General features: G+C 64.6%; 28 protein-coding genes. 16 read left to right on the top strand and 12 right to left on the bottom strand.

The features are described 5' to 3' along the window. The first annotated feature begins 52 nt into the window (after window positions 1–52). Genes GC148_RS01110 through GC148_RS01125 form a run of 4 tightly spaced genes read left to right on the top strand, consistent with a single transcriptional unit; the run spans window position 53 to window position 3,494 of the window. Window positions 53–1,177, top strand: coding sequence for an ABC transporter permease (locus GC148_RS01110; RefSeq protein ID WP_291068179.1), 1,125 nt, complete (start codon window positions 53–55; stop codon window positions 1,175–1,177). Then, a complete protein-coding gene (locus GC148_RS01115) occupies window positions 1,174–1,953 on the top strand; it encodes an ATP-binding cassette domain-containing protein (protein WP_291068180.1) in 780 nt (259 codons plus the stop codon). Before GC148_RS01110 ends, GC148_RS01115 begins: the two co-directional genes overlap by 4 nt. A 6-nt stretch (window positions 1,954–1,959) precedes the next feature. After that, window positions 1,960–2,916: an MlaD family protein gene (locus tag GC148_RS01120; protein ID WP_291068181.1), complete on the top strand. Its 957-nt coding sequence runs from the start codon at window positions 1,960–1,962 to the stop codon at window positions 2,914–2,916. Next, window positions 2,913–3,494: an ABC-type transport auxiliary lipoprotein family protein gene (locus GC148_RS01125; protein ID WP_291068182.1), complete on the top strand. Its 582-nt coding sequence runs from the start codon at window positions 2,913–2,915 to the stop codon at window positions 3,492–3,494. The genes GC148_RS01120 and GC148_RS01125 overlap by 4 nt, the downstream gene beginning before the upstream one ends. 6 nt (window positions 3,495–3,500) lie before the next feature. Here the strand turns inward: GC148_RS01125 and GC148_RS01130 are convergent, their stop codons facing one another. The 3 genes from GC148_RS01130 to GC148_RS01140 form a co-directional block, all read right to left on the bottom strand. Further along, window positions 3,501–3,698 (bottom strand): DUF2892 domain-containing protein, encoded by a 198-nt coding sequence (locus tag GC148_RS01130; RefSeq protein WP_291068183.1) that lies wholly within the window; start codon window positions 3,696–3,698, stop codon window positions 3,501–3,503. Between the two features lie 57 nt (window positions 3,699–3,755). After that, window positions 3,756–4,376 carry a Crp/Fnr family transcriptional regulator gene (locus tag GC148_RS01135; protein WP_291068184.1) on the bottom strand — a complete coding sequence of 207 codons (621 nt, stop codon included), beginning with the start codon at window positions 4,374–4,376 and terminating at the stop codon, window positions 3,756–3,758. Between the two features lie 69 nt (window positions 4,377–4,445). Then, window positions 4,446–5,648 carry an acyl-CoA dehydrogenase family protein gene (locus GC148_RS01140; protein WP_291068185.1) on the bottom strand — a complete coding sequence of 401 codons (1,203 nt, stop codon included), beginning with the start codon at window positions 5,646–5,648 and terminating at the stop codon, window positions 4,446–4,448. A gap of 204 nt (window positions 5,649–5,852) precedes the next feature. Between GC148_RS01140 and GC148_RS01145 the strand changes: the two genes are divergently transcribed. Beyond that, on the top strand, window positions 5,853–6,377 hold the full coding sequence (locus GC148_RS01145) for a type VI secretion system tube protein Hcp (RefSeq protein WP_291068186.1): 525 nt from the start codon (window positions 5,853–5,855) through the stop codon (window positions 6,375–6,377). A 61-nt stretch (window positions 6,378–6,438) separates the two neighbouring features. Here the strand turns inward: GC148_RS01145 and GC148_RS01150 are convergent, their stop codons facing one another. Further along, on the bottom strand, window positions 6,439–7,554 hold the full coding sequence (locus GC148_RS01150; protein WP_291068187.1) for an acyl-CoA dehydrogenase family protein: 1,116 nt from the start codon (window positions 7,552–7,554) through the stop codon (window positions 6,439–6,441). 195 nt (window positions 7,555–7,749) lie between these two features. Here GC148_RS01150 and GC148_RS01155 point away from each other — a divergent pair, with 195 nt between their 5' ends. Further along, window positions 7,750–8,325: a hypothetical protein gene (locus tag GC148_RS01155; protein ID WP_291068188.1), complete on the top strand. Its 576-nt coding sequence runs from the start codon at window positions 7,750–7,752 to the stop codon at window positions 8,323–8,325. Here GC148_RS01155 and GC148_RS01160 read toward each other — a convergent pair whose 3' ends face one another. Continuing rightward, complete coding sequence (locus GC148_RS01160) at window positions 8,326–8,697, bottom strand: VanZ family protein (protein WP_291068189.1); 372 nt, start codon at window positions 8,695–8,697, stop codon at window positions 8,326–8,328. Window positions 8,698–8,803: 106 nt separating this feature from the next. Between GC148_RS01160 and pepN the strand changes: the two genes are divergently transcribed. Next, window positions 8,804–11,425, top strand: a complete 2,622-nt coding sequence (gene pepN, locus GC148_RS01165) for an aminopeptidase N (protein ID WP_291068190.1) — start codon at window positions 8,804–8,806, stop codon at window positions 11,423–11,425. A 99-nt stretch (window positions 11,426–11,524) separates the two neighbouring features. After that, entirely contained in the window at window positions 11,525–13,933 is a 2,409-nt protein-coding gene (locus GC148_RS01170; RefSeq protein WP_291068191.1) for a PAS domain-containing sensor histidine kinase, read from the top strand. On the opposite strand, the gene GC148_RS01175 is transcribed toward GC148_RS01170, so the two are convergent. The 5 genes from GC148_RS01175 to GC148_RS01195 form a co-directional block, all read right to left on the bottom strand. Further along, window positions 13,934–14,536 (bottom strand): histidine phosphatase family protein, encoded by a 603-nt coding sequence (locus GC148_RS01175; RefSeq protein ID WP_291068192.1) that lies wholly within the window; start codon window positions 14,534–14,536, stop codon window positions 13,934–13,936. It lies immediately after the preceding gene. A gap of 3 nt (window positions 14,537–14,539) precedes the next feature. Further along, complete coding sequence (locus tag GC148_RS01180; protein WP_291068193.1) at window positions 14,540–15,349, bottom strand: manno-octulosonate cytidylyltransferase; 810 nt, start codon at window positions 15,347–15,349, stop codon at window positions 14,540–14,542. A 21-nt stretch (window positions 15,350–15,370) separates the two neighbouring features. Further along, on the bottom strand, window positions 15,371–15,796 hold the full coding sequence (locus GC148_RS01185) for a hypothetical protein (RefSeq protein ID WP_291068194.1): 426 nt from the start codon (window positions 15,794–15,796) through the stop codon (window positions 15,371–15,373). 142 nt (window positions 15,797–15,938) lie between these two features. Continuing rightward, window positions 15,939–17,975, bottom strand: a complete 2,037-nt coding sequence (locus GC148_RS01190) for a M56 family metallopeptidase (RefSeq protein ID WP_291068195.1) — start codon at window positions 17,973–17,975, stop codon at window positions 15,939–15,941. Beyond that, window positions 17,972–18,337 carry a BlaI/MecI/CopY family transcriptional regulator gene (locus GC148_RS01195; RefSeq protein ID WP_291068196.1) on the bottom strand — a complete coding sequence of 122 codons (366 nt, stop codon included), beginning with the start codon at window positions 18,335–18,337 and terminating at the stop codon, window positions 17,972–17,974. The genes GC148_RS01190 and GC148_RS01195 overlap by 4 nt, the downstream gene beginning before the upstream one ends. A 196-nt stretch (window positions 18,338–18,533) precedes the next feature. On the opposite strand from GC148_RS01195, the gene GC148_RS01200 reads away from it, so the two are divergent. Together GC148_RS01200 and GC148_RS01205 are read left to right on the top strand one after the other, a co-directional pair. Continuing rightward, on the top strand, window positions 18,534–19,256 hold the full coding sequence (locus GC148_RS01200; RefSeq protein WP_291068197.1) for a DUF4197 domain-containing protein: 723 nt from the start codon (window positions 18,534–18,536) through the stop codon (window positions 19,254–19,256). Next, window positions 19,256–20,233: an alpha/beta hydrolase gene (locus GC148_RS01205; RefSeq protein ID WP_291068198.1), complete on the top strand. Its 978-nt coding sequence runs from the start codon at window positions 19,256–19,258 to the stop codon at window positions 20,231–20,233. The genes GC148_RS01200 and GC148_RS01205 overlap by 1 nt, the downstream gene beginning before the upstream one ends. A gap of 3 nt (window positions 20,234–20,236) precedes the next feature. Here GC148_RS01205 and GC148_RS01210 read toward each other — a convergent pair whose 3' ends face one another. Then, window positions 20,237–20,704: a MarR family winged helix-turn-helix transcriptional regulator gene (locus GC148_RS01210; RefSeq protein WP_291068199.1), complete on the bottom strand. Its 468-nt coding sequence runs from the start codon at window positions 20,702–20,704 to the stop codon at window positions 20,237–20,239. A gap of 97 nt (window positions 20,705–20,801) precedes the next feature. On the opposite strand from GC148_RS01210, the gene hppD reads away from it, so the two are divergent. From hppD to GC148_RS01235, 5 genes are all read left to right on the top strand, one after another. Beyond that, entirely contained in the window at window positions 20,802–21,902 is a 1,101-nt protein-coding gene (gene hppD, locus GC148_RS01215) for a 4-hydroxyphenylpyruvate dioxygenase (protein WP_291068200.1), read from the top strand. Next, window positions 21,902–22,450 (top strand): VOC family protein, encoded by a 549-nt coding sequence (locus tag GC148_RS01220; protein WP_291068201.1) that lies wholly within the window; start codon window positions 21,902–21,904, stop codon window positions 22,448–22,450. Before hppD ends, GC148_RS01220 begins: the two co-directional genes overlap by 1 nt. Window positions 22,451–22,594: 144 nt before the next feature. Beyond that, entirely contained in the window at window positions 22,595–23,608 is a 1,014-nt protein-coding gene (locus GC148_RS01225; RefSeq protein WP_291068202.1) for a fumarylacetoacetate hydrolase family protein, read from the top strand. Window positions 23,609–23,767: 159 nt separating this feature from the next. Further along, entirely contained in the window at window positions 23,768–24,475 is a 708-nt protein-coding gene (locus tag GC148_RS01230; protein WP_291068203.1) for a CoA transferase subunit A, read from the top strand. Beyond that, entirely contained in the window at window positions 24,475–25,104 is a 630-nt protein-coding gene (locus GC148_RS01235; protein ID WP_291068204.1) for a CoA transferase subunit B, read from the top strand. The genes GC148_RS01230 and GC148_RS01235 overlap by 1 nt, the downstream gene beginning before the upstream one ends. Before the next feature lie 242 nt (window positions 25,105–25,346). On the opposite strand, the gene GC148_RS01240 is transcribed toward GC148_RS01235, so the two are convergent. Beyond that, a complete protein-coding gene (locus GC148_RS01240; protein ID WP_291068205.1) occupies window positions 25,347–25,637 on the bottom strand; it encodes a DUF1330 domain-containing protein in 291 nt (96 codons plus the stop codon). A 145-nt stretch (window positions 25,638–25,782) separates the two neighbouring features. On the opposite strand from GC148_RS01240, the gene GC148_RS01245 reads away from it, so the two are divergent. Beyond that, window positions 25,783–26,970 carry an amino acid aminotransferase gene (locus tag GC148_RS01245; protein ID WP_291068206.1) on the top strand — a complete coding sequence of 396 codons (1,188 nt, stop codon included), beginning with the start codon at window positions 25,783–25,785 and terminating at the stop codon, window positions 26,968–26,970.

Here is a 26,970-nt window from a genome sequence, read left to right on the forward strand (position 1 = left end):
CCAGCCCTGTGCTTAAGCATGTTTTGATACAGAGGTCAGGCCCGTACGGAACATGATGAACCCTGTCGACCCCGGTTTCGCGCTTGAAACAAGCGACGAAAAGACGATCCTCCGCCTGACCGGCGACTGGACGGTCGCGACGTTGCAACTGGTCGAGCGCGAATTTGCCGAAATCGCGCTGCCCGCAGGCGTGGTGCTCGATGTGTCGGCGCTTGGCCATCTGGACACGGCCGGCGCGTTCCTGATCGACCGGCAATTGCGCGCGGGCGGCGTGTGGCCCCCGCAGTTCGAAGGCGCACACAACTCGGCCGCCAGCCTGCTGGAGCAAGTCCACGCGGTGTCCGATCCCGTGCCCCCGGCTCCGCATCGCCCGCTGGGTATCATCGACCTGCTTGAACGCGTCGGGCGCGGCACGGTGGACATGCTCAGCGAACTCGTCGCCACGCTCGCCTTCCTGGGCGAAACGGTCGCCACGATCTTCCGCCTCGCCGCGCAGCCCTGGAAATTCCGCTGGACGTCGATCGTCGCCGTGATGGAGGAGGCTGGTCTCAACGCGATGCCGATCGTCGCGTTCCTGTCCTTCTTCGTCGGCATGGTGGTCGCTTATATCGGCGCCACGACGCTGCGCGATTTCGATCTGGAGATCTATACGGTCGAACTGATCGGCTATTCGATGCTGCGCGAATTCGGCGTCGTGCTGACCGGCATCGTTCTGGCAGGCCGCACCAACTCGTCCTTCACCGCGCAGATCGGCACGATGAAGATGCGTCAGGAAATCGATGCGATGCAGACCCTTGGTCTGAAGCCGATGGAAGTGCTCGTCGCGCCGCGCGTTCTGGCGATGCTGGTGATGACGCCCATTCTCGCCTTTATCGCCACACTGGCCGGCATAGCGGGGGGGGTCATCGTGGGCTGGACCTCGCTGGACATCAATCCCGGCGTGTTCATCGAACGCCTGCGCACCGCCGTCCCGCTCGACCAGTTCTGGGTCGGCATGACGAAGGCGCCGGTCTTCGGTCTCGTCGTGGCACTGATCGCTTGTCGGCAGGGCCTGCTCACCGGCGGCAGCGTGCAATCGCTCGGCCATCGCACCACCACTTCCGTGGTCCAGGCCATCTTCTCGATCATCGTGCTCGATGCGCTGTTCGCCATCTTCTACATGGAACTCGGCATATGAGCGGCGATCCGATCATCCGTATCCGGAACCTCAAGGTTGCCTTCGGGTCTTCGGTGGTGCTGGAGCACCTCGACCTCGACATCCCGCGCGGTGAAGTGATCGGCGTGATCGGCCCGTCCGGCTGCGGCAAGTCTGTCCTGCTGCGCGCGATAACCGGACTGAAGCCGCCCGAAAGCGGCAGCGTTGAAGTGTTCGGCGAGCAGCTTGAAACCCTGCCGCGCGAGGCCCGCACCGCTATCGAACGCCGTTGGGGCATCATGTTCCAGGATGGCGCCCTGTTCTCGAACCTGACGGTCCGGGAAAACGTGATGGTGCCGATGAAAGAACACACGAGGCTTAGCCCCGCGCTGATGCACGACCTCGCCGACATGAAGATCCGCCTCGCGGGGTTGAACGCCAGCGCGGGTGACAAGTATCCCTCCGACCTGTCGGGCGGCATGCGCAAGCGTGCTGCGCTCGCCCGCGCGCTGGCGCTCGACCCGGAACTCCTCTTCCTCGACGAGCCGACTGCCGGTCTCGACCCGATCACAGCCGCTGGCTTCGACGCCCTGCTGCGCTCGCTGCAACGGGCGCTCGGTCTGACGGTCTTCCTCGTCACGCATGATGTCGATACGCTGCACGCCACCTGCGACCGGATTGTCGTTCTCGGTGAAAAGCGGGTGCTGGCGATGGGAACCATTCCGGAGTTGAGACAGGTCGATCATCCGTGGATCCAGGAGTATTTCAGCGGCCCGCGCGGACGTGCGGCGGCGCCAGTGATTGAGCAAGGGGCTTAGAAACGCATGGAAACCCGCGCAAACTACGCACTCATCGGCGGGCTGGTCCTGGCCGCCGCGGCGTTGATCGCCGGCTTTGTCCTCTGGCTCGGTCAGTCCGAATTCCAGCGGGACTACAAGGCCTATGACATCGTGTTCGACGGGCCGGTCTCGCTCGAACAGGGGTCGGCCGTGCGCTATATCGGCGTGAAGGTCGGCGAGGTGGCCGATGTGCGCATCGACCGGGCCGACCCGTCCAAGGTGCGTGCGCATATCCGCGTCGCCCGCGAAACACCAATCAAGGAAGACTCGACCGCCTCCATCCAGCTGGCCGGCATTACCGGAACCACCTTCGTCCAGATCAGCGCCGGATCGGGCAAGCCTCTGGAAGGTAAGCCCGGCCAGCCCGTGCCCGTCATCAAGTCCGAGCGCACCCTTGTCGACCAGATCGTGGCCGGCGGAGCGCAAGCGCTCGGCCGTGCCAACCTCACTTTTGACGGTATCAACAAGATCCTGACGGATGAGAACATCGCCTCGCTCAGTACGTCAATCCGCAACCTTGAAACCATCACGGCCAAGCTCGCCGCCGATGACGGCCTCATCAATGAAGCCTCCGCGACGCTGAAGGATGTGTCTGCCGCATCGAACGCCTTCGAGGCGGCCTCGGTCGATTTGCAAGGCTTCGGCAAGGCGGCCGAGACGTCCGTCACCGAAGCGGGCGCCGACATCAAGACCCTTGTTGCGGACTTCCGCAGTGTGGCGACCGCTGCCACCGGCACACTCGAAGAAAGCCAGCGCGCTGTGGCCGCCGCAACGGCGCTAATGGAAGGCCCCGCCTCCGCAACCCTCGAGAACACGACGGCAGCCAGCCAGGACCTGCGCGTCCTCATCAACCGGCTTGACCGCGTCGTCCGCGAGATCGAGAGCAACCCCCAGGGCTTCATTGTCGGCGAGCCCGTGCCATATGAGGAGAAGCGCCGATGATCCGCGCCCTGATCTTGTCCGCCGCCCTGGTGAGCCTCACAGGCTGTGTCAGCGTCCTGAAACAGCCGGATGCGCCGGACGCCTATTACCGGATCGGCCCGATGGAGCCGATGCACCAGCTGCACGCCACCGTCACCATCCACGAGCCCGAAGCCTCGCGCATCTTTTCCGGTCGCACGCTGGCCGCCGAGGACGAGACGGGCGCCATACGCATCGTGCGCGGTGTCCAGTGGACGGACAATGCCACCCAGATGATGCAGGGCGCCTTGCTGGATTCGCTGAGCGGCGAGGGCCCGTTTGCCGCCCTGCCTTCGGATTCGGCGGGTCCGGCGCAGTTCGAGTTGACCTGGCGGCTGTCGGACTTCACGCTGGCCGGGGAACTTGCCCGCTGCCGGGTGGACGCCACACTGGTTCAGGGTCGCACGCGCGCGGTCGTCGCGCAGACCAGCTTTGCCACCTCTGCTGTGGCGCTGGACGATTCCAACGCCGCACGCGCCAAAGCGCTCACCGACGCGGGCCGGGCCTGCGTCAGTGAGCTGGCCGCCTTCATCGTCGCGGAGACGGCAAAGACGGAATAGGCGGGCCTAGCCCTTTTTCATCGGGCAGGTGTTGATGCCCAGCAGGCTGTAGACCGGGCAGGTGCCAGCGAGGCCGGTGATCAGCGGCACAAGGCCGATCCAGCCCCAGACGATCTTGGGTCCGACGAAGACGAGGCTGATGAGTACGAGGCCCGCGATGACCCGCAGGGCGCGGTCGAGGGTGCCTTCATTGGTCTTGAACATGGCGGTCTCCTTTGTTGATGGAGACACCTTAAGCCTGCCAGTCCAAGGCGTCGGTGACTAAGTCACCGAACCGGCGGCTTTCCTTTGTAGGGCGGCTCTCGCCCGAAGTGTCACCTTTCCGCGCGACAGGCCGACAAGGCCGGCCCGTTCGAACCGGGCCAGCTGGCGGCTGACGACTTCGCGGGCCGAACCGATCTCGGCGGCGAGGGCATCATGCGTCAGGTGCACGTCATCCTGCGCGTCGGCGCGGGCCAGAAGCGCCTCAGCGAGGCGCACTTCGATGCTGGCCGAGGCGAGCGATTCCACAAGGTGTTCGAAGTCGGCAAACCGATGCGCCACGGCCGTGAACACGCGGCGGCGGAAATCCGGGTCCTCCGCCAGCCGCCGCTCGTATTCGGCGGGCGGGATGAGCTCGCCCTTCAGTTCGGTTTCGGCCACGCCCTCGGCGGAATAGACCCGCCCCTCGGCGAGGCAGGTGAAGGTCTGTAGGCAGACATCGCCGGGCTGGACCCGGTAGAGCACGATCTCGCGTCCGCCCGGGCTCGTCAGCGACACCCGGATGCAACCTTCCGCCAGCACCACGAAGCCCGAACAGGTATCGTCCGGGCGGAACAGCACCGTGCCCGCCGGACAGGCCAGCGGCCGGGCACCAGAAGAAGGCGGTGTCGCATGCGTCATCGCACCATCATGAAAAAGGGCGGCCTGCCACGCAAGCCGCCCCTTGAGGTCAAATCGTCCGGACCCGCCCTAGCCGGCCTTCATCTCGTCGAAGGCGAGGTCCTTGTCGACGCGCACGTCCTGCGGCAGGCCCAGCACACGCTCGGCGATGATGTTACGCAGGATCTCGTCCGTGCCACCCGCAATGCGCAGGCCCGGCGCCCACATGAAGCTCTGCTGGAAGATTGCATCGGCCGGCATCCGCTCGGTTTCGGTGATGATGCCGTAATGGTCCTGCATCTCGATGGCCGAGTTGCAGATGTCCTGCAGGTGGTTGGCCGTGATGATCTTGCCGATCGAGTTTTCCGGTCCCGGCGTCTGGCCACGCGACAGCGCGGTCATGGTGCGGAACTTGGTCAGCTTGTAGCCTTGTGCGGCGACATACCAATCGGCGAGCTTCTCGCGGAAAGCCTGGTCACTCATGGTGCCCGCCTGTTTGGCATAGGCCATGATCTCGCCCCAGTCCGGGCCGGGCGAACCGCCGACAGCGAGGCGCTCGTTCATCAGCGTCACGAGGGCCACTTTCCAGCCCGCGCCGACTTCGCCGAGACGGTCCGTGTCCGGAATGCGCACGTCGGTGAAGTAGACTTCGTTGAACTCGCGTCCGCCGGACGCCTGGTGGATCGGGCGCACTTCAACGCCGGGCTGCTTCATGTTCACGATGAACATGGTGAGGCCCTTGTGCTTGGGCACTTTCGGGTTGGTGCGCACAAGCAGAATGCCGAAGTCGGAATAGTGGGCGCCCGAGGTCCAGACCTTCTGGCCGTTGACCACCCAATGGTCGCCATCCTTGACCGCCTTGGTCTTGAGGCCTGCGACGTCCGAGCCTGCGGAGGGTTCGGAGAAGAGCTGGCACCAGATTTCCTCGCCGAAGAGAGCTTTCTGCACATAGCGCTTCTTATGTTCGTCCGAGCCGAAGGCGATCACGGTCGGAATGCACATGCCGAGGCCGATGGCGAACGGGCCGGTCGGCGCGTCGAACTTGCCCTCTTCCTGGCCCCAGATGACGGCTTCCATCGAGGTGCCGCCGCGTCCGCCCCATTCCTTCGGCCAGGTGATCTGGGCAAATTTGTTCTCAGCCTTGGTCCGCTGCCAGTCCTTGGCGCGCTTCAGGGCCGATTCGCCGGAGCCGGTCCGCGGACGGGCGCCGGATTTCGGCTCCAGGTGCTTCGAGAGGAAGTCGTGCGCTTCCTTGCGGAAGGCGGCTTCGGCGGGCGTGTCATTGAAGTCCATGTCGGTCTCCGTTCTTCAAGGGGCAGAGGGTTGGTTACGGCCGAGGGGGCCGATCAGATCTTGGTGAAAATATTTTTGTGTGAACGCTTGCTGACAAGTGTCCGCCATATTCCATCCCGAATTGGGGCGTCGTATGAGTTTCGTGCGCCGGGGAGACGAGCGATGGGCTCCCGCCCGCGGCGCAGTAGAAAGGGACACTCTCTCATGTCGAAGATTCTTGCGCACACCCGCCGCATTGCTGCCGCCTCGGCGGCTTCCATGCTCATTGCCGGTCTGGCGCATGCAGGCGTCGAGCTCAAAGTGGGCGGCGACAAGGTTCCGGCGACTGCCGTCACATTCAGCGTTTCGCAGCAGCCGGTCTATGACCCGGTCACCTACATTCCGGTCGAGCCGGCTAAGACCAGCCTCTATGCCGGTGGCATCTATGTCACCCGCAACTTCGACTCTTCCTCGGTCAAGGTCATCAAGCACATCGTGGACGGCACGGCTGTTCCCGCGGTCGAGATCACCATCACGACCGACGGTTCTGCCGACAAGCAGGTCTGGACGCTCACCGATGCGGTGCTGAACAACTACTCGACCTACACCGGCGAGAATGCGCAGGTCGTCGAGAATTTTGACATCACCTACAAGACTGCCAAACTGGAGGTCTATGCCGGCGGCGCGACCAAGCCGACCGACTCGGTCACCTGGGAAGCGCCCCCGCCGGTAACCTATACCGGCGAATAAGCCAGCACTTTGCGGGCGGCGGGAGAGATCCCGCCGCCCGATCCGTGCCGGAGTGAGGGTCTCAGGCCGCATTCTTCGCCTCGAGCGCGCGCACCAGTTTCTCTTTCCAGACCTTGGGCGAGCCCGCCTGCACCGCCAGCAGCTTGGCGCGGCGATAGAAGAGGTGGCAGTCGACTTCCCAGGTGAAGCCCATGCCGCCATGCGTCTGGATGTTCTCCTTCGAAGCAAACCAGAAGGCTTCCGATGACGCCACGCGCGCCGCGGCGGCCGCTTCCGGCAGCTCCGCCGCATCGGTCGAGAGCGCCCAGGCGCCGTAATAGGCGTTCGAGCGGGCGACCTCGTTTTTCACGTACATGTCGGCCAGCTTGTGCTTGATCGCCTGATTGCCGCCGATCGGGCGGCCAAAGGCGTAGCGGTTCTTGGCGTACTCATTGGCCATCTCCAGGCAGACCGACGCGCCGCCCAGCTGCTCGAAGGCGATCAGCACTGCCGCCCGGTCCAGCAGCTCGGCGTTCAGGCGGTCGCCCTCGCCCTTGGCGCCGAGGCGCTCGGCCGGCACGGCGTCGAACTGGATTTCGGCATGGCTGCGGGTCGGATCGATGGTCTGCACCGTCTTGCGCGTAACGCCCCTGGCCGACAGGTCGACCAGAACCAACGCAAGGTCCTTGCCCTCTTTCGCCAACACCACGGCGTGAGTGGCGATATCGCCATCGGTCACCGGGATCTTGGTGCCGGAGATCGTCTTGCCGTCGAAGGTCGTGCGCAGGTTGGAGGCGTCCGGATGGCCCGGGCCTTCGGAAGCGGCGTAAGCGCCAATCACTTCTCCGGCGGCGATTCGGGGCAGGATCGCGGCTTTCTGCTTTTCGCTGCCGCCCAGCTTCACCGCTTCGGTGAGTAAGTAGGCGGTCGAGGCGAACGGCACCGGCGCAATGGCCCGGCCCATCTCTTCGGCCAGCACGCACATTTCCAGCATGCCGAGGCCGAGGCCTCCATGCTCTTCCGGAATGGCGGCGCCTAGCCAGCCCATTTCGCCGACCTTCTTCCAGAGGTCCTTGTGATAGGCGACCGTATCGTCGTTCAGCACCTTGCGGACTTCCGATGTCGGGCTCTCGGCCGACAGGAATTTCCGGGCTTCCCCGGCGAGGTACTTCTGGTCTTCAGAGAAATCAAAGTTCATGGCGCGTTTGGCTCCCCGTCGCCCTCGTGGGCGTTCACGTTATCTCGGATGAAGGGGAGAATATCGCACTTTACGCGCGCGGAAAGCCGTTACCCAGCGGCAATGGCGCCGCGTCACTCGATTGAATTTCAACGTTTCCATTCACCTCGTGGGGAGGTTCGCGTGCGATGATGGCGGTTGGTTGAGGAGACGTACATGGCCAAGGCCCTGTTCCATAAATCACAGCGCGTGTTCGTGAAGCCGGTCGGCACCTGGGCGGTCATCGAATCCGTCGTTCCCCACTGGGTTAAGGACGTCAACGAACCCCTGCGCATCACCTATGATTGCGGCCTCGGCCGGCCGTTCCACGCCCATGAGCTGGTCTCGGAGCAGGCGGTCCACAACCAGAACCGCATCGTCGACGGCGACGACGACATGATGCTGGAACACTGGCACATCGACCGGCGCACCATCAAATGGCGCCCCAGCGAGTTCGGTGTCACGCTGGCCAATCCCGGCACCTTTCCGGTGATCGCCACGGATGAGAGCAGCACCGGCGGCTGGCGCGTCAGCGGCGGCGAGTATGACCGCGACCCCCAGCGCGTCGAACACGAAGCGCGGATGATCGTGCATACGCCGGACCTGATGCGCTTGGCGCGCCGCATTGCCGAGTACGCTTCGGATCATCCGGACACCTTTCCAAGCGAGCTGAAATCCGTCGCCCAGACGTGCGCCTTCATCCTGCGCAACGTCTACCGCCTCGACGAGGAAATTACCGTCGCGGCGGAATGATCACACCCGCCGCGTGCGGGCGATAACCCAGATCAGGAACACGCCCGCGCCGGCGCCCAGTGCATTGGCCAGGGCATCGGCCGGCGAGCCTTCCCGTCCGGTTCCGGCCAGCATCTGCGCGATCTCCAGTCCGCCGCCATAGAGCGCCGTAAGGCCCCAAGCGGCGAGACGCTTCGGGCTGAACCACATCGCCACCGGCACCGCCAGCATCGCATAGGCTGCGAAGTGGCGGACCTTGTCCGAAATCTGCGGCGCGGGCGCCTCGCCCGGCGGAACCAGCGAGAAGTAGCCGATCAACACCGCCAGCAGCACGGTGATGATTAGGGCGGCGCGCCGGATCGTAGGCGGGTAGGGCAGCTTTTGCGGGTTCATGGCGCTTCCTTTGCCAGCCCGGGCCTGCGCGGACAACAACCCTCGACGGTTCCGCCGCACCCCTATATTCCTCGGCGTCATCTTCAGGCAGATCAGGAGCCCCAACATGCGGACGGAAACACCGGTAGCGGTCAAGCTCCAGGACTATACGCCCTATCCCTTCACGCTCGATGCGGTGGACCTGCGCTTTGATCTTGGCGCGGAAACGACCATCGTGAAGGCGCGCCTGTCGATCACGCCGCTGGGCACTGGCCCGATGCGGCTCGACGGTGAAGCGCTGAAGCTGCGCTACATCGCTGTGGCGGAAGGCGGCAGCGCCGCCAAGCCGCTGGACCTTGCGGACTTCACCACCGATGCGCGCGGCCTCATCTTGCACACGCCGCCCGCCGGCGCTTTTGTGCTCGAAACGGAGGTTGAGATCTCGCCAAAGGCCAACACGGCCCTCTCCGGCCTTTATCTCTCGGGCGGGCGCCTGTGCACGCAGTGCGAGGCCGAAGGCTTCCGCCGCATCACCTATTATCCGGACCGGCCGGACGTGATGAGTGCCTTCCGCGTGCGGATGGAAGGCCCGAAGGCCGAGTTCCCGATCCTCCTGTCGAACGGCACACCCGGCGCTTCCGGCGACCTGCCGGATGGTCGCCACTTCGCCGAGTGGGTCGACCCACACAAGAAGCCCGCCTATCTCTTCGCGCTCTGCGCCGGCGATTATGACGTGCTGCGCGACACCTTCACCACGATGTCAGGCAAGACGGTCGATCTCGGCATCCATGTCGACAAGGGCGACGCAGCCCGCGCCGCCTGGGCGATGGATTCGCTGAAGCGCTCGATGCGCTGGGACGAGGAAGTTTACGGCCGCGAATACGATCTCGGCGTGTTCAACATTGTGGCGGTGCGCGACTTCAACTTCGGCGCCATGGAGAACAAGGGTCTCAACATCTTCAACTCCGCCTATGTCCTCGCCGACGAAGCGACCGCGACCGACTTTGACTTCGAAGCCATCGAATCCATCGTTGCGCACGAATACTTCCACAACTGGACCGGCAACCGCATCACCTGCCGCGACTGGTTTCAGCTCTGCCTCAAGGAAGGCCTGACGGTCTTCCGCGACCAGAACTTCTCCGCCGACATGCGGTCGCGCGCTGTGCAGCGCATCAAGGATGTCATCCGCCTGCGCGCGCGCCAGTTCGGCGAGGATGCCGGCCCGCTGGCCCATGCCGTGCGCCCGGACACCTATGGCGCCATCGACAATCTCTACACCGCGACGGTGTATGAGAAGGGCGCCGAACTGATCGGCATGCTGCGCCGGATGATCGGCCCAAAGAAATACCGCGAAGGCATGGACCTCTATTTCGAGCGCCATGACGGGCAGGCGGTTACGATCGAGGATTTCTACGCCTGTTTCGAAGCCGTCACGGGCCGCGACTTTTCCGAATTCCGCCGTTGGTATGCCCAGGCCGGCACGCCGGAATTGCGCGTCAGCGAGACATGGGACGAGGCCAGTGCGACGCTCAGCGTGACATTCGCCCAATCGACCCCGCCGACGCCGGGACAGAAGGTCAAACACCCTGTCCCAATCCCGCTGCTCTGCGCGGTGCTGGACGGCAAGGGCGGGCATGTCGCGGTAAATGATGCGTCGGCCGAACCGTTCCTGCATGTGTTGGACAAGGCCTCCGTCACGCTCGACCTTCGCCTGCCGCCTGGCAGCTCGCGTCCGATCCTGTCCGTGGGCCGCGATTTCAGCGCGCCGGTCCGCATCACGCGTAGCCTGTCGCGCAGCGAACGCATCGCGCTCGTCAATGCGGAGACGGACCCGTTCAATAGGTGGGACGGCCTGCAGACCTTGATCAAGGAAGAGATGCTGGCGCTGTCCGACGGCTCCCAGACCAAGCCGGACCACGCCCTCGTCGAGGCCGTTGCGAGTTCCGTACGCGGCGCGATCGACGACCCGGCCTTCGCCGCCTTGCTGACACGCCTGCCGGAAGTGGGCGAGCTTTTCCTCGAACGCCAGCCCGCCGATCCGGTCGCGCTCGCTGCGGCGCGCCAGAAATTGCAGGGCGCGCTCTGCAAGGAACTCGCGGGCTCTATCGCCGAGACGCTCGCCGCGCCCGCACCGGCGCCGTATCATCCTGGAGCGGAACAGGCGTCCGTCCGTGCGCTGCGCACAGCCTTCATCGGCCTGCTCGGCGCGTCGGCCACCGCCGAAGCCGCAAGCACGCTCGCCGGTCTCTATGAGCGCGCGCCGAACATGACCGAAAGTCTCGCCACCCTGCGCGCGCTGACCTTCACCAAGGGCGAGGCCCGGAACAAGGCGCTGTCGCATTTCGAACAGGTCTGGTCTGGCAATGCGCTGGTGATGGACAAATGGTTCTCGGTGCAGGCTTCCACCGGCACGGCCGAGGATGTGCAGCGCCTCGTCGCCCATCCCGCTTTCGACCTGAAGAATCCGAACCGTGTGCGCGCCGTCATCGCCGCCTTCGCCATGCAGAACCTCGCCGCCTTCCACGCGCCGGACGGGTCAGGCTACCGGGCCGTGGAGGCAACTATCCTCGCTGCCGACAAGGTGAACCCCGCCCTTGGCGCGCGGCTGATGACCGCGTTCGAGCAGTGGCGTGTGCTTGAGCCAAGGGCAGGCGCCGAGGCCAAGGCGTGCCTGAAGCGGATGATCGAGGCCGGCCTGTCCGAAAACGCGATGGATATCGCAGGCCGCGCACTCGGAAGCGAAGGATGAAACACGTTAACAAAACCCTCTGATTGGTTAACGAAGCGGCAATCTTTGCCGCCGAAACTCCAACAATCCGGGACTCCGTTCGCCGGACAGGGAGCTATCTTGGCCAGGCCGACGCTGCGCACCAGCACAGGTAAACGTCCCGTTGCACCGGAAGACCGCGCCCCGCTAGCCGAAGGCAAGCGCACCTGGACCCTGATTCTCGCCATTCTCGGCCTTCTCGCCCTCGGCCTCAGCCTCAAGGCCTGGGACGAACGCCAGGCCGCCGATCGCGCCTTTCTCGCACAGCTGGACGCGGAAGCGCAGATGCTCGCCGCACGCGTGTCGTCCCGCGCCGAAGGGGCCGAGGTTATTCTCAGCCTCGTGGGGCAGAAGGACCTGTCGACGTCCGAGGTCGCGGCCCTCTCGCCCAGCATCGACGCCCTGGTGACGCTCCACGATGCCAGCCAGTCCCTGCCGGCCTCCCGTCTCGGCGCCGCCGCCAAGGCCGCCGGCCAGCTGGCGGAAGGCGAGTCCGGCATTGTGCTTACTGCGCAGGGCGATTTCGTGTTTGTGTCCGCGGTTCCGGACCAGCCGGTCCTGCTGGCCCTGTCCCCGATTGCCGCCACTTTCGCAGAGCCCCGGTCCGCCCGCCTGACGCTGCGTTCGCCCGCCGCCCGGTTCAGCATCGGGAATGCCCAGCTTGCCGCCGCCGCAGACCACGTGCCGGCCCATGGCCCGGCCATCCGTTCCATCGCAGGCAGCGACCGGGCCGGCACGGCCTGCGCCAGTATCGCCGGCAGCGACATCAACATCTGCCTCACGGCGGCGCGGCCCCTGATCAGCGCCGCTGATCTCGTTCGCCTCGCCATTGTCGGCCTGCTTCTCGCGGCGCCCGCCATGGCGCTGCTGGGTCTCACCCGAAGCCTGTCGAACCGCCAGACCGAATTGCTGATCCATGCCACCCGCAACCAGGAATCGGACCGGATCCTTGGCCTTGTCATGCGCGGCGCCCAGTCCGGCTATTGGGAATGGTCGATCGAGAACGAAGCAATCTTCTTCAGCGAAGGTGCAGCCGACATTCTCGGACTTGCGCGTCCCGGCCTCCTGTCGCTCGACGACCTGCTCGCCCGCGCGCCGGTGGACTCCCACGAACGCATCCGCGAGGCCTTCGACAAGGCCCGCACCATCGGCTGGATCCATCTGACATTTCCCGCCGCCACGCTGCCCGGCCGCTGGGTGGAAATGCGCGGCAGCGTCTCGGTCGACCCCGCCAGCGGCAGCCAGGTGTTCGGCGGCATCATGATGGACATCACCGACCGCAAGCAGGCCGACGACCGGATCAAGGCTGCCGAGCGCCGGCTGCGCACGGCCATCGAAGGCTTCAACGGTCCCTTTGCGCTCTGGGACTCAAAGGGCCGGCTGCTGTACTGGAACCGCGCATTTGCGCTCGATTTCGGCCTGCAGGATACGCTTCGCCCAGGCATGGGCCGCGCCACGGTCCAGATCGCGCGGTCCGGTGCTGTTCTGCTGGAGCGTCAGTCGACCGACGATCCCCACACCACATTGCTCGCCCTGCGCAACGGACGCTGGCTGAAGCTGATCGAGCGCGCCACACCGGATGGCGGCCTGCTGACGGTCGGCGTTGATGTGTCGGAGAACATTCGCAACGAGGAAGAGCTGAAGAAGCAACAGGAAAAGATGCGCCGCGCCGCGCTCGACCTGCAGCGTTCCGAAGGCAAGGCCGAAGCTCTCTCGCGCAAGTATTCCGAGGAGAAGGTGAAGGCCGAGCACGCCGCTTTCACCAAGTCGGCCTTCCTCGCCAACATGAGCCACGAGTTGCGCACGCCGCTGAACGCCATCATCGGTTTCTCGGAGATCATGATGAACGAGCTGGCCGGCCCGCTCGGCCATCCGTCGTACAAAGAATACTCCCGCGACATCCTCACCTCCGGCCAGCACCTGCTCGACATGATCAATGACATCCTCGACATGGCCAAGATCGAGGCCGGCAAGATGACGATCACGCCGCAGGCCATCGATCCGGTCGATCCGGTCGATGCCGCACTGCGGATGATCCGGCGCAAGGCCGAGGAGAAGGAGATCGAGCTGGTCCTCGATGCCGCGCCGAACCTGCCGGATATCGACGCCGACCACCGCGCGATCCGCCAGATGATCCTTAATCTCGTGTCCAACGCCATCAAGTTCACCGATCCCGGCGGCACGATCACCGTGCGCGTCGAACAGCGCGGTCCGGAAATCTACTTCGCCGTCACCGATACCGGCATCGGCATTCCGGCGGAGGACATCTCGCGCCTCGCGCAGCCGTTCGAGCAGGTCTCCAAGACGAAGGACCGCAACACCGACGGCACCGGCCTCGGTCTCGCGCTCACCAAGTCCTTCGCCGAAATGCATGGCGGCCGGCTCAATATCGCCTCGATCTATGGCGAGGGCACGACAGTGGCCTTCAGCCTTCCGATCGGTGGGCCGGGCTCGCTCGGCTACCAGATCGCTGCCCGCGACGTCGCCTGATCAGGGCCGCACATTCCAGGCCGTGATCTCTGACCGGCCGGGCGCAACCACGATTTCACCCCAAGCGCCAGTCTTCAGTTTCCGGTCCAAGCCGTCCGGCTTGGTGTCCACCACATCCGGCAGGAAGCGGGCCGTTCCATTGCTTGTAACAACGAGCACATTGGCCGCGTCGGGCAGCGCCGCGATTCCGGCCAGCAGTGCGGCCCATCCGGCCCGGATCGCGGCAGGGTCCACATCCCATCCCGGCGGCACCGTGCCATCCTCGTCCCAGGCCTTCAGCGCCGCTTCGCCAAGGCGGGCAACCACGACTGCCTCAGCCTGGTTCTCGTCCGGGCCATAGTCGATCTCGCGCAGGAAGCTGCGGATCAGCAGGGCCGGCGCATCCGTTCGTGTACTGAGTATTGCCCGCGCCGTCGCGCGCGTACGTTCCAGAGGCGAGGCCAGCGCTCCGGCAAAGCGCGTGCCGGCAAAGTGCGCAGCCAACTTTTCCGCCTGCGCCTTGCCGGAGTTGGACAGTGGCAGGTCGGTGCGCCCGCCGACGCGGGTCACCACATCGCCTGCATCAAACGTGTTGCCATGCCGGACGACAAACAGGCGCGCCATGGCTCACACCAGATCCGGATCGCCGTATTCGGCGACCAGGCGTTCGGCGAGCGCAATGTCCTCCGCCGTGTCGATGCCGGGAATGGCGATCCGCCCGGGTTGCACTTCCACCGCCTGCACGCTCATGCCGTTCTCGATCAGGCGCAGCTGTTCGAGGCCTTCCAGCCGCTCATACCGGCTCTCGGGCAGCGCGCAGTAGCGCTGCAGCGCCTCCAGGCGGAAGCCGTAGAGCCCGATATGCTGCAGCACCGGCGAGAGCGGGTTCAGCTTGCGCAGCTCGGCTTCCTTGCGCATCGCGGGCAGGATGATCTTGGAAAACCAGATCGCCCGTCCCGCCGGATCGGTCACCAGCGTCGTGCCGGAAAAGGGCGTCTCTTGCTTGTGCGCCCGCAGCCGGTCGAGCGCCTCCCAGCTGAGACGGATGCAGGGCGTTGCCGCGTCCGTGCCGGACGTCGCCAGCGCCTCGACGATAGCCACCACATGCGCCGACGGCGTGAAAGGCGCATCGCCCTGCAGGTTCACGACGAATTCGGGCTCGGCGCCCAGCCCCTCAACCGCTGCCAGTGCGCGGTCGGATCCCGATGGTAGGGCCGGATCCGTCATCACCACCGGAATGCCGGCATCGCGGCAGAATTCCAGGATACGCGTATCATCGGTCGCCACAGCAAAGTCAGCATCGGTCAGCTGCTCTGCGGCCCGGCGGGCAAGGCCCGCAACGCGCTCCACCATCGTGCGCCCGGCGATCATGGCCAGCGGCTTGCCGGGCAGGCGTGTCGAGGCATAGCGGGCGGGAACGACGATCAGGGTTTTCATGGGCGCAGCCTGTACGACGGATCAGTTCTGGCTGTCGATCACCAGGCTCAGCGCCAGGATCGGCCCGACCCATTCAAGCGCTTCGTCCGATACGCCCTCGCGGCGCAGGAACTCGGTAAAGGCTGGTACGAACTCCGCGTCCTTGCCGCATTGGTCATAGGCCGATTGCAGTTCCGGCAGCACAATCCGTTCAAAGCTGCGGGCGAACTTGCGCAGGTCGTCCGCCTTGGAGGCCAGCAGGATCGCTTGCACGGGGTCGATGTCGCCGTCCGCCCGTTTCAGGTCGCGCAGGTCCGACACCAGGCCGCGATTGGCGACTGCGAAATTGCGCAGCACCTTTTCGGTCCGGTAGTCGATCCATTCGGTGGTGCAGGGCTTGGGCGCGGTGGCGCATGCGCTCAGCGAGGCTGTAAGCAACAGCGCGGCACAGAGGGCTTTGAAGGTCATGGCGGCGGCTCCCAGTTTTGTCGTTGGCGCGCACCCTAACGGGTCCGCCTGCCGGCGCAAAGCGGCGCGGCTCAGGCAAAAGAAAACCCCGGCTGCAGGAGCCGGGGCTGAAGGGATTGATTGAGGGGGCGCCGATCTGTTCTTACTTCTGCGGAGTCTTCGGCGTGTCAGGTGTCTTGGGCGTCGCGGGCGTTTCCGGGGTTTCGGGCGCCGCTGGCGGTTCGATCATGTCTCCGTCATCATCGCTGCGGAACACCATCACATGCTTGCGTTTCTGGCCTTCGGAGGCCGCCGTAAACGCGGCTTTTTCGGCTTCGGTGATTCCGGGGTAGCTGTCGACCGCAGCCAGCGTGCTGGCCGCTTTGAGGTTGGCACGGTCGCCTTCGACGCAGGCCAGCCGCACGGCTTCGCCATCTGCGTCCTTGCGCTCGATGATGCGGGTTTCGCCCGTGGCCAGCTCGGCGTCTTTGCAGGCGCTGACCAGTTCCTCGACCAGATCAGCCTGGGCTTCGATCCGTGCTTCGAACTCGGGACCGAAACGCTCGTCCATGATCCGCTCGATTTCTGCGCCGTTCTCTTCCATCCGGCGTTCGATAACGATCATCTTGCTTTCCATCTTGGCCTCGTGCGCATCCATCTCGGCTTCGCGCGCGGCCAGCTTGGCCTCCAGGGCGGCGCCTTTGGCTTCCAGTTTGGCCATCAGGGCTTCACGTTCTTCTTCGGTCAGTTCGCCGCCGGAGGTGCGCACCCGCACCACAACGTGCTTGCCGTCTTCATCGGCGGAGTGCTCGACGATGTCGCCGGACAGGTTCGCCATCTCTTCGGCGAGGGCTTCGAATTCCTTCCAGTCGGCGCTGTCCGTCCAGTCCATGACCGGGCCGACCACGATATGGCGGGACAGTTCGTTGGCGTCGATCTCGATCTGGTGCTGCAGCTCCAGCACTTCGGTCGGCATCGGCGGAACCGGCAACACCTTGGCCATCGGATCGCCCAGCAACACCATCTGGCGGTCCTCGGCGCCGCCGTTGAGCGCAAGGCTATCCATCTCGATCCGGAATTCATGGCGCTCGACCGGCTCGGATTTGTCCGGCTCGCCGGCGACAGCGACCGAGGAGGTGATGGCCAGAGTCGAGACGCCGAACAGAAGGGCTGCGCCGAAACCGATCATGCGGCGGCGGGACGAAGGGGCAGGATAGGACATGCGGGTCAGTCTTTCTTTGAGGGCGTGAGTGAGGGGCAGCCGCGCGGCGGCAAGGACAGGTTCGGGCAGGTGCAGGCGGGCGGCTTTCACCAGCGTCGACCCATAGGCATGCGGGCTCGTCTGGCAGCGGCTGAGGACATCGGCGTCGCAGGCGGCTTCCTGGTCCGTGCGGAAGGCGTTGCGGGCGATGTACGCAAGCGGGTTGAACCACAGCGCGGCCACCAACAGTTCCGAAGCTTGCAGGGCCCAGAGGTCACCGCGGCGCACATGCATCATCTCGTGGGCCAGGGCGGCGCGGGCTTCGGACGGTGTATAATCTTCCTCGAACCAGGCCGGCATCACCACGACCGGGCGCAGTAGGCCGGTCACGAACGGGCCGCGCGAGATCAGGCTCGCCACGACGCGGGGCGGACGGCGCAGGCCGGTCTCGGCGGCGAGATCCGCAGCGACATCAGCCATCCGCGTGGACACAGGCATCGCTTCACGCTCGACCGTCTTCATGAACTCGAAGTGCGTAATCAGGCTGCGGGCCGCGAAGTACAGGGCACCAGCGACCCAGACGGCCACGCCGGTCATCAATGCCAGCGTCAGCAGGTCGACCGGGAAGGCCGAGCCATCGATCATGGCAGGTGCAGCCGTCGGCAAGGACGCCGGGCCTGCAGGCGTCACGACCGACACAGTCCCTTCGACGCTCACCGAATTGATCGCCGTGCTCGTGCGTGACGTGACGTGCTCGGTCGTCGTTGTTGCGGCGGGCGCGAGACCTCCGAGATCGAGGTTCAGGAACGAAACCGGCGTCGTCATCGGCGGCATGAAGAAGCGCACCACCGGAATTGCCCACAGGAGGTAGACAATCCCTGCGCCGAACTGGCGCGACACGGCGCGGCGCAGCATCAGCACCACCAGGATCAGCACTGAAACCGCAAGCAGGGTTTCCAGCGCATGCGAAAGATCACCATTCAGGATAGCGTGGATCATTTCTTCAGGTCCCCCAGGAGCTTTTCGAGCGCGGCAATGTCTTCGCGGGTCAGGCCACGGCTGTCAGCAAGATGGGCCACCAGCGGGGCGGCGCGGCCGGAGAAGACGCGATCAATGAACTGCGTCGCCGCTTCGGCCTTGTATTCGTCTTCTTTGATCTGCGGGAAATAGAGGTAGCGCCGGCCATCCTCTTCGGTGCGCAACGCGCCTTTCTCCACCAGACGGGCGAGGAAGGTTTTCACCGTGCGCACGTTCCAGTCGCGCCCGTCGCCGAGGGCGTCGTGCACATCGCTGGCCGCAAGGCCGGGACGTGCCCACAGCACCTCCATGACTTCTAGTTCTGAAGCGGAAATCTGCATCATGCTCCACCTGACATATGACTACATGCGTGGTCATATTATTGACTACAGCCGTGGTCAACAGGGGCAACATGAAAAGAAGGTAAGCTCGTCTTCCGCAGCACAGGGGCCCGGGTGCCCTTCATTTCCGCGAACCGGTCCTGTAGGGTTAACCAGTATAGCGTATCACGGCCCCGTCCGGCCCCCGGGAGTTTGAAGCATGAGACCTGGCATGATTGCGGCTCTGGTTCTTGCGATCCTCCCCGCAGGGTGCGAATCGGCCGGCGTCTATGCCCCCGTCCTTGGCACCATCCTCACCGATCCCTCCGCGCCGCTGACCACCGCCGAAATCGACGCAGGCCTGCGCGAGGCGCTGACCGTCGGCACCACGAATGTTGCCAGCCAGCTGGGCAGGGAGAACGGCTATTTCGGGGATCCGCGCATCCGCATCCCGCTGCCGAAAACCTATCGCGAGGTCCAACGCAACCTCGCCGTGATCGGCGCCAGCGGTCCGCTCGATGATGTCGAGCTGCGCCTCAACCGGGCGGCCGAAGCCTCGGTTCCCGAAGCGCGGGCCCTGATCCTCGGCGCTGTGCGCAACATGACCATCGAGGATGCCCTCGGCATCCTGCGCGGCGGCCCCACAGCCGCCACCGATTTCCTCCGCGCGCGGACGGAGACCCAGCTGACCGCCGCCTTCACTCCGCACGTGCGCACTGCGCTGGCCGAGTCCGGGGCCTTCCGGTCGATGGAAAACTACCTGAAGGGAATCGGCCTCGGCGGCACGACGTCGAGCGTGCAGGCGGACTTGACGTCGCATGCAGTAAAGCTCGGGCTTGACGGCATCTTCCTCTATGTGGCGGAAGAGGAGAAGAAAATCCGGGAGAATCCAGTGGCGCGTACGACCGATCTGCTCCGCAAGGTGTTTGGAGCTGCTGGCTGATGCGCCGTTTCCGTGAGCCTTTGAAGTCTGGCGGCGAGATGGCCGGCATCGAGTTCGGCGATCCGATCAAGCCCTATGCCGCCGTCTGGCTGCATGCCACCGGCTTCAATGCGATGACCTACCAGTCGATGCTCGCACCGCTCGGCCTGCGCGCCCGCGTGGCGGCGCTCGATTTGCGCGGCCATGGCCGCTCGACCTTGCCGGCCAAGGGCTCGCTCGCCTCCTGGAACAAGTACCGCGACGACGTGATCGCCTTCCTCGACGAGGAAGCGCCGCACGGCGTCGTACTGGGTGGTCACTCGATGGGCGGCTGCGTAGCGCTGCTGGTCGCCGGCAAGCGGCCGGATCTCGTGAAGGGCCTCGTGCTCGCCGATCCGGTGATCCTGTCGCGCAAGACCTATTTCTGGAACCATGTCTTTCCGCCGGTCAACTGGCTGACGTCGCGCAACAACATGGCGGCGCGCGCGAAGAAGCGGCGCGCCGAATTCAGCTCCTTCATCGAAGCGCTGGACAACTATTCCAGCAAGCCGGCCTTCAAGTCCTGGCGTGAACCTTTCCTCGCCGATTACCTGCTCGATGGTCTAGACCGCGCCGACCATGGCCATGCGGACGCCGAGAAGCAGAGCTGGAAACTGCTGTGCACTCCGAAATGGGAAGCCAAGACCTTCGGGGCGCATCGCCACCGTCCATGGGCGGCGCTCCGCAAGGTGCGCAAGAAGAAGATCCCCATTGTCATCCTCCGCCCGAACCGCGACTCCGTGATTTCCGGAAAGGTCCGCGCCCAGATCATCCAGCAGAACCCTTCGCTGATGATGCGCGGCATCCGCGGCACGTCGCACTTCCTGCCGATGGAAGCGCCCTACGAGATCCGCGACCAGCTCTCGGCCTTCATCGCGCGCCTCGTCGAACGCCTGACCCTGGAAGAAGACGCCCCCGTCTCGCGCAGCCTCGGCCAGCGCCGGCGCCGGGCGGGGTAGGGCTCACCACAAATCCCGCTCCGGCGAGGCCGCTTTTGCGAGCTTGCCCATCAGCCGCGCCAGCTCAGCCTGTTCCTTGTCGCTGAGGGCGGTGACGAGCTGTGCCTCCTCGGCCAGCGCCAGTGGCACGATCAGCTCATAGATGCCGAGCCCCGCCGGCGTCAGCACCAGGTTTGACCGGCGCGCATCGTCCGTGGACGGACGCCGCTCCAGGTAGCCCATTTCGATCAGGCCCGCGACCGCCCGGCTGACGGCCACCTTGTCCATCTGCGTGCGCTGGCCGATTTCGGTTGCGCTGATGCCGGGCGTGTCGGCCGTCACCGCCATCACGCGCCATTGCCAGATCGAGAGACCGAATTCCCGGTCATAAAGCTCGGCAATCCGCTGCGAGACGGCGTTCGACAGCACCGATAGCCGGAAGGGCAGGAACGTCGCAAGGCGCAGCGGCGCGGGGTGGGGTGATTGGGGCATGGCTGAGTGGAAATCCCTCGGTTTGACTTGCGGCGCGGGTCGAAATTAGTTACATATGAAACTATATTCTCAGCCCTTCAAGTCAGGAGCCTCCCACATGGCCGACCTCTTCGACAACCCCGCCGGTCTCGACGGCTTCGAATTCATTGAGTTTTCAGCGCCGGAGAAGGGCGTGCTGGAGCCCGTCTTCGAAACCATGGGTTTCACAAAAGTCGCCCGCCACCGTTCCAAGGATGTCGAGCTGTGGCGCCAGGGCGGCATCAACCTGATCACCAATTACGAGCCGAATTCGCCCGCCTGGTATTTCAGCCGCGAGCATGGCCCGTCCGCCTGCGGCATGGGCTTCCGCGTCCGCAACGCCCGCGCCGCCTATGACCACCTGCTGAAGCAGGGCGGCGAGCCCGTCGAGATGAAGACCGGCCCGATGGAGCTGCACATCCCCGCCATCCGAGGCATCGGCAATTCCATCATCTACCTCGTCGACCGCTATGACGGCGGCGATGGCAACTTCTCGATCTATGACATCGATTTTGACTACCTGCCGGGCGTCGACCGCAATCCGCAAGGCGCGGGCTTCAAGGTGATCGATCACCTCACCCACAACGTCTATGGCGGCCGCATGAAATACTGGGCGGACTTCTACGAGACGCTCTTGAATTTCCGTGAGATTCGCTATTTCGACATCAAGGGCGAATATACCGGCCTCACCTCAAAGGCGCTGACCGCGCCGGACGGCAAGATCCGCATCCCGCTCAACGAAGAAGGCAAGGGCGGCGGTGGCCAGATCGAGGAATTCCTGCGCGAGTTCAATGGCGAGGGCATCCAGCACATCGCCCTCATCTGCGACGACCTCGTCGCCTGCTGGGACAAGCTCAAGGAGAAGGGCGTGCCTTTCATGACCGCGCCGCCCGCCACCTATTACGACATGCTCGACAAGCGCCTGCCGGGCCATGGCGAACCGGTCGGTGAGCTGAAATCTCGCGGCATCCTTCTCGACGGCACCACCGAAGGCGGCGAGCCGCGCCTCCTCCTGCAAATCTTCGCCCAGCCGCAGATTGGCCCGGTCTTCTTCGAGTTCATCCAGCGCAAGGGCGACTACAAGGAAGGCTTTGGCGAAGGTAACTTCAAGGCCCTGTTCGAATCCATCGAACGCGACCAGCTTGAGCGCGGCGTGCTGAAGGCCGAGGAGAAAGTGTGATGACCACCCCCAGACTTCGCGGAGTCCACCATGTCGCCTATCGCTGCAAGGATGCGAAGGAGACGGTGGAGTTCTACAAGAAGACGCTCGGCATGGCGTTCCAGCTGGCGATCGCTGAGGACCATGTGCCCTCCACCGGCGCCTATGATCCGTACATGCACATTTTCCTCGACGCAGGGAACGGCAATGTGCTCGCCTTTTTCGAGCTGCCCGAGCAACCCGAAATGGGCCGCGACCCGAACACGCCGCAATGGGTGCAGCACATCGCCTTCCGCCTCGGCTCGCTCGACGAGCTCATGGCCACCAAGGCGTACCTTGAATCCCTCGGTATCGACGTGCTCGGCCCGACCCATCACGGCATCTTCAAGTCGATCTACTTTTTCGACCCCAACGGCCACCGCCTCGAACTCGCCGCCGACATCGGCACGCCCGAACAGATGGCCCAGCTCAAATCTGTCGCCGAGCCCATGATCGAGGAATGGAGCGCCACCAAGAAAGCGCCGAGGCATGCGGCCTGGCTGCATGAGAAGATCAAGACAGAAAGCTGACCTTCCCCCCCTCTCCCTTGGGAGACGGGCCGGGGGTGAGGGGGCGCACCATTTCCGCTCTTGCAATGTCACGTGAGGGCGTGCTCCCTCACCCCAACCCCGCTCCCAACGGAAAGGGGTAAAAAAGGATACCGAGGAAATATCATGAAACTCGCCACCCTCCGCAACGGCACACGCGATGGCCGCCTTGTCGTCGTCAGCCGCGACCTGACGCGTGCCACCGATGCCGCCCGCATCGCGCCGACCCTTCAGGCCGCGCTCGACAAATGGTCCATCTACGGTCCCGAACTCGCCGTGCTCGCCCAGCAGGTGGAGCTGGGCAGCGTGCCCACCTTCCGCTTCCACGAGCATGACTGCGAAAGCCCGCTGCCGCGCGCCTATCAGTGGGCGGACGGTTCGGCCTATATCAACCATGTCGAGCTGGTTCGCGCCGCCCGGGGCGACAAGGTGCCGGAGAACTTCTACTACGACCCTCTGATGTACCAGGGTGGCTCGGACGGTTTCCTCGGTCCACGCGATGCCATCCCGCTCGCCGATCCCGCCTGGGGCTGCGACATGGAAGGCGAGATCGCCGTCATCACCGACGACGTGCCGCTGGGCGTCAGCGAAGAGGAAGCTGCCCTCCACATCCAGCTCATCATGCTCTGCAATGACGTCTCGTTGCGCGGGCTCATTCCCGGCGAACTCGCCAAGGGCTTCGGCTTCTTCCAGTCCAAGCCTGCCAGCGCCTTCTCCCCGGTCGCCATCACGCCGGACGAGCTCGGCGCCAACTGGCAGGACGGCCTCGTCCACCTGCCGCTGCGCGTCGATCTCAACGGCCAGCCCTTCGGCCGCGCCAATGCTGCCATCGACGCCACCTTCAACCTCCCGCGCCTCGTCGCCCATGCGGCGAAGACCCGCGCGCTCTCCGCCGGCACGATCATCGGTTCGGGCACCGTGTCCAACAAGGGCAAGGATGGCGGCCCCGGCAAACCGGTCAACGACGGGGGGCTTGGTTATTCCTGCATCGCCGAGATCCGGATGATCGAAACCATCGAATCCGGCACGGCCAGAACGCCGTTCCTGAAAGCCGGCGACACCGTCCGCATCGACATGCACGACGATGCCGGCCACTCAATCTTCGGCGCCATCGAGCAGACGGTCGCTGCCGCCAGCTGATCGCGCTCAGGCGGCCTTGTTTTCTGCCTGCGTCCGTGTATTCAACGGCCGTTGAAATCTTGATCTCCGCGCGCGGGTTCAGCGCGCTGGAAATTGTGCTACGCAACATCAGCGATAGGCGCGTTCGCGCGCCGCAGTCAGGGAGCAACCGGCCGGTCCATGGCAAGCAAGGTCTTTAAATCGGCGAAGGAGGCCCTCGACGGGCTTACCTTCGATGGCATGACGGTGATGGCAGGCGGCTTCGGCCTCTGCGGCATTCCGGAAAACCTCATCCTCGCCCTGCGCGACAGCGGTGCGAAGAACATCACGGCTATCTCGAACAATGCCGGCGTCGACGATTTCGGCCTCGGCCTTCTGCTGAAGACGCGCCAGATCAAGAAGATGATCTCTTCCTATGTCGGCGAGAACAAGGAGTTCGAGCGCCAGTACCTCTCCGGCGAACTCGAGCTCGAGTTCAACCCGCAGGGCACGCTCGCCGAGCGCTGCCGGGCAGGGGGCGCGGGCATCCCCGGCTTCTACACGAAAACCGGCGTGGGCACGCTGGTCGCCGAAGGCAAGGAACACCGCGAGTTCAATGGCGAGACCTACATCCTCGAGACCGGCCTCGTTGCCGACCTCTCGATCGTGAAAGCCGAGAAGGCCGACACGCAGGGCAACCTCGTCTTCAACAAGACCGCACGCAACTTCAATCCGCCCATGGCGATGGCCGGCAAGATCACGGTCGCCGAGGTCGAGGAAATCGTCCCCACCGGCGATATCGACCCCGACCAGATCCACCTGCCTGGCATCTTCGTGCAGCGCATCGTGAAAGGCACCTTCGAGAAGCGCATCGAACAACGCACCGTCCGCAAGCGGGAGAGCTACTGATGCCCTGGACACGTGATGAAATGGCGGCGCGCGCCGCAAAGGAACTGCACGACGGTTACTATGTGAACCTCGGCATCGGCATTCCGACGATGGTGGCCAACCATATCCCCGAAGGCATGGACGTGACGCTGCAGTCTGAGAACGGACTGCTCGGCATGGGCCCGTTTCCCTATGAAGGCGAGGAAGACGCCGACCTAATCAATGCCGGCAAGCAGACGATCACCACGCTGCCGCGCACCAGCTTCTTCGACAGCGCGACCAGCTTCGCGATGATCCGCGGCGGCCATATCAACATCGCCATCCTGGGTGCGATGGAAGTCGCCGAGAACGGCGACCTTGCCAACTGGATGATCCCCGGCAAGCTCGTAAAGGGCATGGGCGGCGCGATGGACCTCGTCGCCGGCGTCAAACGCATTGTCGTGGTGATGGACCACGCCAACAAGGCCGGCGAGTCCAAGGTGCTCAAGACCTGCACCCTGCCGCTCACCGGCAAGGGCGTCGTCAACCGCATCATCACCGACCTCTGCGTGATGGACGTCGTCCCCGGCGGCCTCAAGGTCATCGAACTCGCCCCCGGCGTCGCGATGGACGAAGTGAAGGCAAAGACCGAAGCCACCCTGGTCGACTGAACGCGCCGGTCCCCCCAAGCTCATGCGCACGGCTCTTCGAGAGAGAAGGGCCACGCTCTGTACCCGGATGGCCTTGCCGGTCCGGATGTTGGTGCTTGCCTCGCCCCCCAAACCCTCCCCGTTCCGGAGAGGGTACCGATCAGTTGGTGGGGCGCGCTCAGTCTGCTTGATAGAGTGACATGTCCCCTCCCTATTTTGGGGAGGCTGGGGCGAGGCAAAAGAATGGGGTCGAGGAAAACCCCTCAACCCACGCCTTCCACAAAGATAACCCGGTAGTCCGCCGCCTGGAAACGGTGTGCCCGGGCCGCCTTGTATTCCGGGCTGTCATACCAGGCCTTGGCCTCGGCCATCGTCGGGAAGGACAGAAGCACCACGCCGTCGGCGGCCGCGCCCTCGGTCGTCTCGCACGGGCCGTAGAAGGCCAGCGGCGTGATCTTGTGGTCGCCGCGCGCACCCCCTGCGGCCTCGGCATATTTCTTCATCGCGGCTTCGTCGCGCAGCTTTTCACGGATCAGGATCACATAGGCAGTCATGACAGTCTCTCCTTTGTTTCGCCCGAGCTTCCGCAATCCGGCGGCGCGGCGCAATTGTCACCCTGCGTCAGCTTGCCCGGCCGGCGGGGTTCCGCGCTGCAACAAAAACCGCTAGGTCTGCGCCTACATAATTGGAAGAGCTCCCATGTCCCATTTCACCGTCCTGTCGACCCTTCCGCCCGATGCCTTGCTGGGCCTGATGACGGCCTTCCGCGCCGATCCGCGCCACGACAAGTTCGACCTCGGTGTCGGCGTCTACAAGGACCCGGACGGTGAAACGCCGATCCTCTCGGCGGTGAAGAAAGCCGAAGCCCGCCTGATCGGCGCGCAGGCAACCAAGGTCTATGAAGGCCCGCGCGGCAACACGGATTTCTGCGCCCATGTTGAGGATTTCGTCTTCGGCGCCGAGCATCCCGCCCGCGCCGAAGGCCGCACGATTTCCTTCACCGCGCCCGGCGGCTGCGGCGCGCTTTTCCTCGGCATCAGCCTGATGAAACGCACCGGCACCAAGCGCGTCTGGGTGTCCAAGCCGACCTGGCCGAACCATCCAAACGTGGTCAAATCGCTCGGCCTTGAAGTGAAGGACTATGCCTATGCCCGCGACGGCGAGTTCTACCGGCTCGGCATGATGGCAGACCTCTCCGAAGCCCAGCCCGGCGACGGCGTGATTATTCAGGGCCCGTGCCACAACCCGACCGGAATCGATCCCACGCTCGATGACTGGAAGGAACTCGGTAAACTCGCGAAGGAGAAGGAGCTGCTGGTGCTGCTGGATGTGGCCTATCACGGCTTTGCCCAGAGCCTTGAGCGCGACATGGACGGCGTGCGCGCTTTCATGAAAGAAGCCGGCGAGGCGTTGGTCGCCTATTCCTGCTCGAAGAATTTCGGCCTGTACCGCGAACGCACGGGCTGTTTCCTCGTGCTCGGCGAAACCCGGGCGGGCATCGAGGCGGTCACCACGCACATCGCTGACAATGGCCGCGCCACCTGGTCGATGCCGCCGGCGCATGGTGCGGGCATCGTGGCGACCGTGCTTGGCGACGCAGAACTGCGCGCCGAATGGGAGGCCGAACTCAATGCCATGCGCACACGGATGAAGGGGCTGCGCGAAGACCTCTCCGACGCCTTGGTCAAGGCCACTGGATCAAACGCCCTTGCGGCCCTGAAGCACCAGAATGGCATGTTTTCCCAGCTGCCGGTTACGGCGGCGCAAACGATCGAGTTGCGCGAGAAACACGGCGTCTACATGCCATCTTCCGGCCGCATCAACATCGCCGGCCTGAACCCCAAGGACATCCCAGTCTTGTCGAGAATCCTCGCAGGGTATCTCTAG

It is taken from the genome of Hyphomonas sp. (assembly GCF_016125515.1).
Classification (GTDB): domain Bacteria; phylum Pseudomonadota; class Alphaproteobacteria; order Caulobacterales; family Hyphomonadaceae; genus Hyphomonas.